The organism is Mesorhizobium sp. NZP2298, from assembly GCF_013170825.1.
In the GTDB taxonomy this organism is placed as follows: domain Bacteria; phylum Pseudomonadota; class Alphaproteobacteria; order Rhizobiales; family Rhizobiaceae; genus Mesorhizobium.
The window spans coordinates 779,352-791,735 of sequence record NZ_CP033365.1 but is presented as its reverse complement, the minus strand read 5'-3'; the positions used below and the strand labels follow the sequence as shown (position 1 = coordinate 791,735).

Annotated in this window: 8 protein-coding genes; 2 read left to right on the top strand and 6 right to left on the bottom strand. The window is 63.9% G+C overall.

Features of this window, described 5'->3' with window-relative positions; all coding sequences use genetic code 11:
• The first annotated feature begins 24 nt into the window (after positions 1-24).
• Complete coding sequence (locus EB231_RS03695; RefSeq protein WP_172347640.1) at positions 25-1,086, top strand: Gfo/Idh/MocA family protein; 1,062 nt, start codon at positions 25-27, stop codon at positions 1,084-1,086.
• A gap of 16 nt (positions 1,087-1,102) precedes the next feature.
• Positions 1,103-2,101 carry an ABC transporter ATP-binding protein gene (locus EB231_RS03690; protein WP_172347639.1) on the top strand — a complete coding sequence of 333 codons (999 nt, stop codon included), beginning with the start codon at positions 1,103-1,105 and terminating at the stop codon, positions 2,099-2,101.
• A 78-nt stretch (positions 2,102-2,179) separates the two neighbouring features.
• Here the strand turns inward: EB231_RS03690 and EB231_RS03685 are convergent, their stop codons facing one another.
• From EB231_RS03685 to EB231_RS03660, 6 genes are all read right to left on the bottom strand, one after another.
• Positions 2,180-3,025 (bottom strand): fumarylacetoacetate hydrolase family protein, encoded by an 846-nt coding sequence (locus tag EB231_RS03685; RefSeq protein WP_172347638.1) that lies wholly within the window; start codon positions 3,023-3,025, stop codon positions 2,180-2,182.
• Between the two features lie 203 nt (positions 3,026-3,228).
• Entirely contained in the window at positions 3,229-3,960 is a 732-nt protein-coding gene (locus EB231_RS03680) for an SDR family oxidoreductase (protein WP_140770858.1), read from the bottom strand.
• A 189-nt stretch (positions 3,961-4,149) separates the two neighbouring features.
• Positions 4,150-6,522, bottom strand: coding sequence for an aldehyde dehydrogenase family protein (locus EB231_RS03675; protein ID WP_172347637.1), 2,373 nt, complete (start codon positions 6,520-6,522; stop codon positions 4,150-4,152).
• A 45-nt stretch (positions 6,523-6,567) separates the two neighbouring features.
• Positions 6,568-7,623, bottom strand: coding sequence for a deoxyribose-phosphate aldolase (deoC, locus tag EB231_RS03670; RefSeq protein WP_172347636.1), 1,056 nt, complete (start codon positions 7,621-7,623; stop codon positions 6,568-6,570).
• 88 nt (positions 7,624-7,711) lie between these two features.
• The gene (locus EB231_RS03665) at positions 7,712-10,870 is read right to left on the bottom strand and encodes an efflux RND transporter permease subunit (RefSeq protein WP_172347635.1); all 3,159 of its coding nucleotides are present in this window, start codon (positions 10,868-10,870) and stop codon (positions 7,712-7,714) included.
• Complete coding sequence (locus EB231_RS03660; protein ID WP_246740870.1) at positions 10,870-12,015, bottom strand: efflux RND transporter periplasmic adaptor subunit; 1,146 nt, start codon at positions 12,013-12,015, stop codon at positions 10,870-10,872. Before EB231_RS03660 ends, EB231_RS03665 begins: the two co-directional genes overlap by 1 nt.
• Positions 12,016-12,384: the final 369 nt, after the last annotated feature.

The following is a 12,384-nucleotide window of genomic DNA, read 5'->3' as shown; positions in this document are numbered from 1 at the left end:
AACTGGAATATCTGGAGTACCTAGGTGAGTTCCAAATCGCCCCTTCGTGTCGTCGTCGCCGGGCTCGGCAATATGGGCCGCAGCCATGCGCTGGCCTATCACACCAATCCGGGCTTCGAGATCGCCGCCCTGATCAACCGCTCCGACGTGCCGCTGCCGGACGGGCTGTCGGGCTATGGCATCAGGCGTTCCTTCGACGAGGCGCTGCGTGACGAGAAGCCTGATGTCGCCTGCATCGCCACCTATTCCGACAGCCATGCCGACTATGCGGTGAGGGCTTTCGAGGCCGGCTGCCACGTCTTCGTCGAAAAGCCGCTGGCAACGACGGTGGCCGACGCCAAACGCGTCGTCGCGGCCGCCAAGGCCAATGGCAGGAAACTGGTGATCGGCTATATCCTGCGCCATCACCCGTCCTGGATCAGGCTGATCGCCGAGGCGCGCAAGCTTGGCGGCCCCTACGTGTTCCGTATGAACCTCAACCAGCAGTCTTCGGGCCATACCTGGGAGACGCACAAGCAGCTGATGCAGACGACGTCACCGATCGTCGACTGCGGCGTCCACTATCTCGACGTCATGCTGCAGATCACCGACGCCAGGCCGGTCGAGGTGCGCGGCATGGGTGTGCGGCTGACCGAGGAGGTGGCACCGTCCATGTACAATTACGGCCATCTGCAGGTGCTGTTCGATGATGGCTCGGTCGGCTGGTACGAAGCCGGCTGGGGTCCGATGATTTCGGAGACCGCCTTCTTCGTGAAGGATGTCATTTCGCCGAAGGGCTGTGTGTCGATCGTCATGAAGGAAGGTGTGAAGTCGGACGACATCGACACCCACACCAAGACCTCGACCATCCGCCTGCATAGCGCCGCGACAGGCGCGGACGGCAAGTTCGCCAAAGCCGACGAGATGCTGTCGATGGAAGGCGAACCCGGCCACCAGGACCTCTGCGATCTCGAACAGGCCTTCGTGCTGAAGGCGATCCTCGAGGATCTGGATCTCACCAAACACATGGACGACGCGGTGAAGTCGCTCGCCGTCTGCCTTGCCGCCGACGAGAGCGTGCGCAGCGGCATAGCCGTCAAACTCTAACGACAGGAACGAAGCCGTGGGCTCGCTGAAGATCGAGAATGTGAAGAAGGCCTTCGGGCCGGTCGAGGTGCTGAAGGGCATCGACCTCGAAGTGACCGATGGCGAATTCGTCGTCTTTGTCGGCCCCTCGGGCTGCGGCAAGTCGACCTTGCTTCGGGTCATCGCCGGGCTGGAGGATTCGACTTCCGGCCGGGTGTTGATCGACGGCGAGGATGTATCGGTCACGCCGCCGGCCAAGCGCGGCATCGCCATGGTGTTCCAGACCTATGCGCTCTACCCGCATCTGACGGTGAAGAACAATATGGGCCTTGGCCTCAAGCAGGCCGGCACCCCCGCGGCCGAGATCGACCGCCGCATCGGCATCGCCTCATCGATGCTGTCGCTGGAGCCCTATCTGGAGCGGCGGCCGGCCGAGCTCTCCGGCGGCCAGCGCCAGCGCGTCGCCATCGGTCGCGCCGTGGTGCGCGAGCCCAAGCTGTTCCTCTTCGACGAGCCGCTGTCGAACCTCGATGCCGCCCTGCGCGTCAACACCCGGCTGGAGATCGCGCAGCTTCACCGTCGGCTGAAGGCGACGATGATCTACGTCACCCACGACCAGGTCGAGGCGATGACGTTGGCCGATAAGATCGTGGTGTTGAACGCTGGCAGGATCGAGCAGATCGGTGGCCCGATGGAGCTCTACAATGCGCCGGCAAATGAGTTCGTCGCCGGCTTCATCGGCTCGCCGAAGATGAATTTCATCGACGGCGCCCGCCTCGGCGAAACGGCCAAGACCATCGGTGTTCGGCCGGAGCATCTGACCGTCGATCCGAAATCGGGCGCCTGGAAGGGCACGGTGGTGCATGCCGAGCATCTCGGCGCCGACACCAATCTCTATCTCGATTGCGAGAAGGCCGGGCTGATCACGGTGCGCATTTTCGGCGTCTACGACGCCGAGCCGGGCGCGACGCTCTATGCGACGCCGGATCCTGCGAAGACCTATCGGTTTGGCGTGGATGGGAAGGTGCTGAAGTAGGCAAGGTTGGCGCCGCTCCTCATCCGCCTGCCGGCACCTTCTCCCCGTATGGTGACGGGGAGAAGGAAGAGCTGACCGCTACAAATCGGCCTTGAACGTCTGCTTCTGCTGGCCCAGGCCCTCGATGCCCAGTTCCACCACATCGCCCGCCTTCAGGAACACCGGCGGCTTCATGCCGAGGCCGACGCCGGGCGGCGTGCCTGTCGAAATGATGTCGCCGGGATGCAGCGACATGAACTGGCTGAGGTAGGACACCAGATATTTGACACCATAGACCATGGTCTTGGTGGAGCCGTTCTGCATGGTCTTGCCGTTGACGGTCAGCCACATTTTGAGGTTCTGCGGATCGGCGACTTCGTCCTTGGTTACCAGCCACGGGCCGGTCGGGCCGAACGTGTCGCAGCTCTTGCCCTTGGTCCACTGGCCCTGACGCTCGGCCTGGAAGGCGCGTTCGGAGACGTCGTGGGCGACGCAATAGCCGGCGACATAGTCGAGTGCATCGGCTTCGCTGACATATTTTGCCGTTTTGCCGATGACCACGGCGAGTTCGACTTCCCAGTCGGTCTTCACCGAACCGCGCGGGATCAGCACGTCGTCGTCAGGGCCGACAATGGCAGAGCTTGCCTTCATGAAGATGATCGGTTCCGGCGGTACCGTGGCACCGGTCTCGGCGGCGTGGTCGGAATAGTTGAGGCCGATGCAGATGAACTTGCCGGTGCCGGCGACGCAGGCGCCGAGCCGCGGCTTGCCGGAAACCGCCGGCAGCGACTTCGGATCGAGCTTGCCCAGCATCTCCAGCGAGGCCGGATGCAGCACCGTGCCGGCAATGTCGGCGACATGGGCGGAGAGATCGCGGATCGTCCCATCCGCATCGAGCAGGCCGGGACGTTCGCTCCCTACCTCGCCATAGCGCAGCAGTTTCATCTAAATCCTTCTCCTGGTTGCGGCCTCGCGGCCTTTTGCAAATTCGGGCGGACCCTACCCATCGACCTGATCGCGGGCAAGCGCGGACATTTGTTGAGCAGGTCCGCGAGCCGGATTTTCAGACTTCCCGATCTTCGATAAGCGCCGCGATCTTCCTGTTGGTCCGAGATCCCCCCAGCTTGCCGGCGGTCTCCTTGATTGCGTTAGATCGACCAGCCGCCGTCGATATTGTAGGCCTGCCCGGACGTATAGGTGGCACCGGCCAGGTAGACGGCGAGGTCGGCGATTTCCTCCGGAGTGCCGAGCCGGCCCATCGGCTGGCGGGCGATGAAGGCGGCGCGGGCGGCCTCATAGTCGCCCTGCGCATGCATGCGGTCCTGCAGCGACGGGCTTTCGACAGTGCCGGGGCAGATGGCGTTGCAGCGTATGCCCTTGCCGACATAGTCGGCGGCGACCGCCTTGGTCAGGCCGATCACCGCAGCCTTGCTCAGGCCGTAGACGAACCGGTTCGGCACGCCCTTGGTCGAGCTCGCCAGCGAGGCCATGTTGATGATGGCACCATCGCCGCGCTCCAGCATGCCGGGCAGCACGGCGCGGATGGTGCGAACCATGGCGCGGACATTGAGGTTCAGCGCGAAATCGAGGTCGCCATCCTTCATCTCGAGGATCGATCCGGAATGAACGAAGCCGGCGCAGTTGAACAGCACGTCGACGCGGCCGATCTCGGCAAAGGCCGTATTGACGGCCTCGTCGTTCAGCACATCCAGCTTGCGGGTCTTGATCCCGGACGTCTTGGCGAGTTCGGCGAGCAGCACCTCGTTGATGTCGGTGGCATGGACGGTGGCTCCAGCCTTGGCGAAGGCCAATGCGCTCGCCTTGCCGATGCCTTGCGCCGCCGCCGTGATGACAACGACCTTGCCTGCCAGATCCGCCATGCTTTTCTCCTCGCTCCTCTGGATCATCCGGATTTAACGGCATCCTGCCACGGCGTCGTGTGCCAGTACGGCATCACCATGCAGCCTGGGCCGCCGTCAGTTTACAGATAAAGATGTTTTTTCTCGTTAAAGAACATGTGTCCGGGCGTCAAGCCCGAACACGATCACCATTGCGACAGCCTGGCAATGTCAGTCACCGTAAGGCACCCAGACATTCTTGACCTCGACGGCGCGGCGCAGGAAGGCATCGCCGGCCGCTTCGTCGGATGCCCAGTCGAGGCTGCGGCCATTGCCGCTCCAGACGCGCTTGAGGTTGCCGATGGATTCGGCTTCCGCCTTGGCGCAGGTCTCGGCATCGGCGAATATCCACAGCCCGTCGACATCGTCATGCTTGGCCAGCACGCCGGCAAGCTCCGCCGTGCGGCCAGTGACGATGTTGATGGCGCCGGCCGGAACATCGGAATATTCGATCACCTGATAGAGGTCGGTGGCGAGCAGCGGATAGCGTTCGGACGGCACGGCGACCACGGTGTTGCCCATCGCGAGCGCCGGGGCGATGAGCGAGATCAGGCCAAGCAGCGGCGAGGCATCGGGTGCGACGATGCCGACGACACCGACCGGCTCATGCAGCGCCAGCGTCACGGCACGGGCCGGCGGCTGGTGAACGCGACCCTCGAACTTGTCGGCAAGGCCGGCATAGAGGAACAGCCGTTCGATCGATTGGTCTACCTCTTCCCGCGCGGCCTTGGGCGTTGCGCCGGTCAGTTCGGTCAGGCGGGCGGCAAACTCACCGGCGCGGCCGGAAAGGTTCTCGGCCAGATAGTAAAGCACCTGGGAGCGGTTGTAGGCGGTCGCCTCCGGCCAGCTTTTGCAGCCTCGGGCGGCCGAAACAGCATCACGGATATCCTTGCGGCTGCCGAGCCCGACTTCACCCGCCAGCTTGCCCTTGGCGGTGGCGACCGCCAGCGAATAATTACCGTCCGGGCGCACCTGCTTGCCGCCGATGAACAGTTTTGCCGTGCGATCGATGGCCGAGCCATCGACCTGTTCGACGGGCTGCGCCGAGAGCGTCGCCGGCTTGATGACCGGGCCGAGCGGCAGTTTTGCCGTGAGATATTCGAACATGCCTTCGCGCCCGCCCTCGCGGCCGAAGCCGCTCTCGCGGTAGCCGCCAAAGCCGCATGCGGCGTCAAACATGTTGGTGCCGTTGACCCAGACAACGCCGGCCTTCAACTGCGGCGCGACATGGAGGGCGAGGTTGACGTTCTCACTCCAAACCGAAGCCGCTAGTCCATAGCGCGTATTGTTGGCGAGTTCGATCGCTTCCTCGGTGTTGCGGAAGGTCATGGTCGCCAGAACCGGTCCGAACACCTCTTCTTGCGCAAGGATATTAGCCGGCGAAACACCGGTGGCCAGCGTCGGCAGATGGTAATAGCCGGAGGACGGCAGCGCCGCATCCGGCTGCCAGCAGACGGCGCCCTGTTTCGCGCCTTCGGCCACCAGTCCCTTGACGCGGTGGAGCTGTGTGATGTCGACCAGCGGGCCGATATCGGTGTTCTTGTCGAGCGGACTGCCGACGCGCAACCTGCTCATCCGCGTCTTGACCTTGGCGATCAGGGCTTCGGCAATGCCTTCCTGCACCAGGAGCCGCGAACCGGCGCAGCAGACCTGGCCCTGGTTGAACCAGATGCCGTCGACCAGACCTTCAACGGCGCTGTCGAGATCGGCGTCCTCGAAGACGATGAAGGCCGACTTGCCGCCGAGCTCCAGAGACAGCTTCTTCCCTGACCCGGCGGTGGCTTTCCTGATGATCTTGCCGACCTCCGAGGAGCCGGTGAAGGCGATCTTCTGGATGCCGGGGTGATTGACGATGGCAGCGCCCGCTTCGGGTCCGCCTTGGACGATATTGACGACACCTTTCGGCACGCCGGCGCGTTCGCAGATTTCGGCGAACAGAATGGCGGTGAGCGGCGTGAATTCGGCCGGCTTCAGCACCACGGTGCAGCCGGCGGCAAGCGCCGGCGCGATCTTCCAGGCCAGCATCAGCAGCGGGAAATTCCACGGGATGATCTGGCCGACGACACCGACGCCCCTATGGCCCGGAAAATCCTTGTCCAGCGCCTGCGCCCAACCGGCATGATGGATGAAATGGCGGATCGCCAGCGGCACGTCTATGTCGCGGCTTTCGCGGATCGGCTTGCCATTGTCGATTGTCTCCAGCACCGCGAACAGACGCTGGTGGCGCTGCATGGCGCGGCCGATGGCATAGAGCGCTTTTGCCCTGACATAGCCTGAACTGGCGCTCCATTTGGGCAATGCCTTGGTGGCTGCCGCGACCGCCGCGTCGATATCGGCCACACTTGCGTCCGAAACCTTGGCCAGCAGCTTGCCTGAAGACGGCTCGGTGGTCTCGAAAGTCTTGCCGCCGGATGCGGCCTTCCAGGCACCGTCGATGAACAGCGCCTTGCCGAAATCGCGCGCGGCAAGCCACGCATCGGCCTCGTTTCGGGCTTCCGGCGCCGGGCCGTAGTCCATGGCGTGATAGCGGTCGAGAATGTTCATCGTGTGCCTCGTTCACCGATCGGCAAAGCCGATCAGGGTAGGTGCTCAAGCCATCGCGTGGCGGTGATTGGCCGAATAATGCCCGGTCAAATGATGCTCGAGCTGGCGCTCGATGTCGGTCAGCAGGCTCGACGCGCCGAAGCGGAAGAGCTCGGGTTCGAGCCACGGCCGGCCGAGTTCTTCCTTCATCAGCACCAGCCAGTCGAGCGAGGCTTTCGCGGTGGAGATGCCGCCGGCCGGCTTGAAGCCGATGAGGTAGCCGGTCTCCTCGAAATAGGCCCTGATGGCGCGCACCATGGCCAGCCCGACAGGCAGCGTCGCATTGACGCTTTCCTTGCCGGTCGAGGTCTTGATGAAATCGGCGCCCGCCATCATCGCCACCATCGAGGCCAGCATGACATTGCGCAGCGTGGCGAGGTCGCCGGTGCCGAGAATGACCTTCAGATGCGCATCGCCGCAGGCGGCGCGCATGGACACGATCTCGTTGTAGAGTTCCCGCCACTTGGCGCCGAACACCAGTCCGCGCGGAATGACGACGTCGATCTCGTCGGCGCCGTCGCGCACCGAGGCCTCGATTTCCTGCAGCCGCGTCGACAGCGGCGCAAGGCCATGCGGAAAGGCTGTGGAGACGGCGGCGACATGGATGCCGGTGCCGCGCACGGCGTCGACGGCGGTGGCGACAAAGGGATGGTAGACGCAGACCGCCGCCGGCCGGATGGTTTCGCCCGAAATGCCGAGGCCTTCGACGATGTCGCGGCGCAGCGGGTTGATCGCCTTGGCGCAAAGCCGGCGCACCCGCTCCTCGGTGTCATTGGAATTCAGCGTCGTCAGATCCATGCAGGCAACGGCGCGCAGCAGCCAGGCCGCCTGGTTGTCGGCCTTGATCGAGCGCCGCTTGGTCAGGCTGGCGACACGCCGTTCGAGTGCCGAGCGGTTGACGCTGCGAACCGATTCCATGAAGCCGAGATCGAGCTTCATGCCGGGATTGCGCGCGATGCGATGATCCGACGGTATCGGGGTGTTGGCGGCGGCGCGAGCCGGCAGCGGCGTCACTTTCGACGCGCTGGTGCCGGGCTCGGCTTCGCGGATCGTGTTGCTCATTTCCTGCCCTTTCTCGTTTAGGGCGATACTTACACGATCGTTTGGACCGAGGCCACAAGCTGATGTCGGCCCGCGCGCCGACGCAAGCCTACTCGGCCGCCAGCTTGCGCGCAGCCGCGCCGATTTCAGCCTCGATGCGTTCGGGTTCGCCGTGCTCCGGCTCATGTCTGCGGAATGAGGTGAGCCAATGGGAAAGGTCGTCGAGGTAGAGATAGATCACCGGCGTGGTGAAGAGCGTCAGCGCCTGGCTGACAAGCAGCCCGCCGAACATTGTGTAACCCAACGGCTGACGGATCTCCGCCCCGGTGCCGTTCTCGAGCATCAGCGGCAGTGCGCCCAGCATCGAGACCATGGTGGTCATCATGATCGGCCGGAAGCGCAGCAGGCAGGCCTGGCGGATCGAGTCCAGGGAGCTGAGATTCTGGTCCCTTTCCGCCGCGATGGCGAAGTCCACCATCATGATGCCGTTCTTCTTGACGATGCCGATGAGCAGGATGACGCCGATCAGCCCGATCAGGTTGAACTCCATATGGAAGACGAGCAGCGTGCCCAGCGCGCCAAGCCCGGCGGAGGGCAGAGTGGAGAGAATGGTCAGCGGGTGGACATAGCTTTCATAGAGGATACCGAGAATCAGGTAGACCACCACCAGCGCGCCGAGGATGAGCACCGGCACTGAAGACAGCGACTGCTGGAAGGCCTGTGCCGTTCCCGTGTAGTTGGTCTGGATGGTCGCCGGCAGCCGCATCTCGGCGGCGGCCCTGTCGATCGCGGCAGTGGCCTGGCCGAGCGCGACGTTGGGCGCCAGGTTGAAGCTGATCGTCACCGACGGGAACTGGCCCTCGTGATTGATCACCAGCGGCTGCACCGGTTTCGTCGTCCATTTGGCGATAGCCGAGAGCGGCACCTGCGAACCGCTCGATGTCGTCAGATAGATCTGGTCGAGCGCCTTGAGGTCGCCGCGCACCGACGGCAGCACCTCGAGGATCACGTCATAGGTCGAAAGCTGCGTGAAGTACTGGGCGATCTGGCGCTGTCCGAAGGCGTCGTTGAGCGTGTTGTCGACATCGTTCGCCGTCAAGCCGTAGCGGGCCGCCTGGTCGCGATCGACCTGCAGCGTCAGCGTCGTGCCGGAACTCATCTGGTCGGTCGAGACGTCGCGCAGTTCGGGCAGGCGCTGCAAGGCCGTCAACAGTTTGGGCGCCCAGTCGTCCAGCGTGTCGAGGTCGCTGCTTTCCAGGACATACTGGTATTGCGAGGCCGACAGCTTGCCGCCGACCCGCACGTCCTGCGAGGCCTGCATGAACAGGCGCGCCCCCTGGACGGCCGACAGCTTCGGCTGCAGCCGCCGGATGATCTGGTCGGCCGAAACGTCGCGCTCGTCGCGCGGCTTCAGCTGGATGAACATGCGGCCGGTGTTTTGCGTGTTGCCATTGCCGCCCGTCGATGCCGCGAAATGCGCCACCGCCGGATCCTTGGAGACGATCCCGGCAAATTGCGCCATGTAGGATTGCATCTGGCCGGCGGAGACGTCCTGGCCTGCGATCACCTGGCCGAAAATCAGGCCAGTGTCCTGCTGCGGGAAGAAGCCGCTCGGAACCAGCGTGAAGAAATAGCCGGTAAGGCCCACGCAGGTCAGGAACACCAGCAGCGTGATGAAACGATGCCCGAGCGCCCGGTCGAGGCCGCGCTCATAGGCGCGCAGCATGCCGTCGAAGACGCTTTCGCTCCACCGGTAGAGCCTGCCGTGATGTTCCTCGTTAGCGGGCTTGATGAAACGCGAAGCCAGCATCGGCGTCAGCGTCAGCGAAACGCAGGCCGAGACCAGAATGGTCATGGCCAGCGTCACCGCGAACTCCTTGAACAGGCGGCCGATGATGCCGCTCATCAGGAGCAGCGGGATCAGCACCGCCACCAGCGAAATCGAGATCGACATGATGGTGAAGCCGATCTCGCTGGCGCCGCGGATCGCGGCATCCATCGGTTTCTCGCCATGCTCGATGTAGCGGACGATGTTCTCCAGCATGACGATGGCGTCGTCGACGACAAAGCCGATCGAGATCGTCAACGCCATCAGCGACAGATTGTCGATGCTGTAGCCGGCGGCCCACATCAGGCCGCATGCGCCAAGCAGCGCCAGCGGCACGGTGAAGGCCGGAATGGCCGTCGCCCATATATTGCGCAGGAACAGGAAGATCACCATCACCACCAGCCCGATGGTGAGCATCAGCGTGAACTGCACGTCCGCCACCGAGGCGCGGATGGTCTGGGTGCGGTCGGAAAGCACCTGCAGCTTCAGCGAAGCCGGCATCGAGGCGGTCAGCATCGGCAGCTCCGCCTTGATCTTGTCGACCGTGTCGATGATATTGGCGCCGGGTTCCTTGAAGATGACGAGCACGACGCCGCGTGTCGTGTCGGTCCAGCCCGCCTGGGTGTAGTCCTGCGCGTCGAGCACGGCCCGGCCGACATCCTTGACCCGCACCGGCGCCCCGTCGCGATAGGCGATGATGGCGTTGTTCCAGTCATCGGCAGCGGTCATCTGGTCGTTGGAGAAGATGGTGAAGGAGCGCACTTCGCCCTGGATGTTGCCCTTGGGCAGGTCCACCGTGCCGATCGACAGCGGCGTGCGCACCGCTTCCAGCGACAGGCCCCTTGCCGCGAGCTTGGCGGGATCGAGCTGGACACGGATCGAAGGTGTCTGCTGGCCGCCGACCAGCACCTGGCCGACGCCGTCGACATGGCTGATCACCTGCGCCAGCTTGGTGTAGACGTCATCGCTCAACGTCGTCAGCGGCAAGTCGGTCGAGCTCGCCCCAATCAGCATGATCGGCGAGTCGGTAGGATTGACTTCCCTGTAGGTGGGCGGATTGGGGAGGTTCTTCGGCAGCTGTCCGCCGGCGGCATTGATGGCCGACTGCACCAGCCCGGCGGCCGATGCGATATCGACGTCGAGAGCGAATTGCAGGGTGACCTGGCTGGAACCGGACAGGCTGCTCGATGTCATTTCGGCAATGCCCGGGATCTGCGCGAACTGCGTCTCGAGCGGCTGGGTCACCGACGATGCGATCGTGATCGGGTCGGCGCCCGGCAGGCTGGTAGACACCTGGATCGTCGGGAAGTCGACGTTCGGCATCGCCGCGACCGGCAGGTTGAGATAGGCGACCACGCCGACGAACAGCACGCCGATCATCAACAGCGACGTGGCGACGGGATAGCGGATGAAAGGCGTGGAAACACCGATCTGTGCCATCAGCTTGCACCTCCGGCAGCGCCGTTCTGCGCTTGTCCGGCGCCTGGAGCCGGCGTTGGATCGACGCTTGCACCATCAACCACCCGGTATTGGCCGGCAACCACGACACGCTGTCCGGCAGCAAGGCCGTCGGTGACGACCGTTTCGCCGCCGTCCGAAGGACCCGTCTTCACGGTCTGCCGATGGACCTTGCCGTCGTCGCCGACGACATAGGCGAAGAGCCCGTCAGGGCCATGCTGGACGGCTTCGTCCGGCACCACGATCGCACCCGCCATCGCGCCTATGCGTATGCGCGTGTTGACGGACAGGCCCGGCCACAGCGCATTGTCCTGGTTCGTGAATGTCGCCTTGAGCGAAATCGTGCCGGAAGCCTGGTCGACCGCGTTCTGGATCGCCTCCAGCCTGCCGCTCGCCAGCACGGTCTTCATATCCGCGCCAAGCGTGTCGATCGAAACCGGGCCAGAAGCGAAAACCTTGTTGATGGTCGAAACCTCGTCCTGCGGCTGCGTGAACGACACGTAGATGGGCTGAAGCTGCACGACCGTGAAAAGCCCGGGGCTCTGGCCGGCCTGCACGATGTTTCCCGGATCGATGGTGCGGAAGCTTGTCTTGCCGGTCAGCGGCGCCGTGATCCGGGTGAAATCGAGGTTGAGCTGCGCCGCCTCGATCGCGGCCTTGTCGCCTTCGATCGTGGCGGCGGCAGTCGTGACCACCGCCTGCTGGTTGTCGACATCCTGCTGGGTTTCGAACGTCTTTTTCAGGAGCGTGGACAGGCGATCGAGGACGACCTGGGCATTCTTGAGCGTCGCTTCGTCCTCCGCCTCCTTGGCCTTCGCCTGGTCGAGCACCGCCTGATAGGGGCGAGGGTCGATCTCGGCGAGCAGGTCGCCCTGCTTGACCATCTGTCCCTGCTCGACCGGAACCTGGTTGACGACACCGGCGACGCGGCTCGAGATGCTGACGCTGTTCAGCGGTGTCACCGTGCCGAGCCCGTAGAGGTAAAGCGGGAAATCGGTCTTTTGCACGGTGGCCACGGTGACCGGGACCTTGGGTGCGGGCTGCGCCGTTTGGGTGGCTGCTTTTGCCACGCCGTCGGCGTGGTTGCGCCATAGGTCGTAGCCGCCGAGCAGGAGGAGTGTGGTCAACAGGACGATGCTCCGGGAGCGCTTCGGCCGTTTTCGACTGGTTTGCTGTGTTGATGAAATGCTCATGGTGCCGTCCACCTGGCTGGCAAGAATATCAAGCCTTTTCAGGATGGTTAGGTGGTTAGGGCCGACTGCGTCGATCACCGGGACAGTAGTCCCGATGGCCCGCCCCTGTCAGGTTACAAGTCGGTCATGTTGCGCTGCGGCATTCAAGGATGCGTGAGGCCGCCTTGAATGCTGCATCGCAATAAAGTGACTTCTATGGTCCGTCCGCGTCAGGGTTCGAGGAGCATCTCAACCGCCCACGGCCATACCCGCCCGGCAGACGTTGTCGGCGCCGTTCCAGGCACAACCGTGCCTGGCATGAAA

Bases quoted from the DNA above. Each gene is read 5' to 3' on its own strand.
- EB231_RS03685 (WP_172347638.1), bottom strand. From the start codon at position 3,025: ATGAAACTGCTGCGCTATGGCGAGGTAGGGAGCGAACGTCCCGGCCTG.
- EB231_RS03680 (WP_140770858.1), bottom strand. From the start codon at position 3,960: ATGGCGGATCTGGCAGGCAAGGTCGTTGTCATCACGGCGGCGGCGCAA.
- EB231_RS03675 (WP_172347637.1), bottom strand. From the start codon at position 6,522: ATGAACATTCTCGACCGCTATCACGCCATGGACTACGGCCCGGCGCCG.
- deoC (WP_172347636.1), bottom strand. From the start codon at position 7,623: ATGAGCAACACGATCCGCGAAGCCGAGCCCGGCACCAGCGCGTCGAAA.
- EB231_RS03665 (WP_172347635.1), bottom strand. From the start codon at position 10,870: ATGGCACAGATCGGTGTTTCCACGCCTTTCATCCGCTATCCCGTCGCC.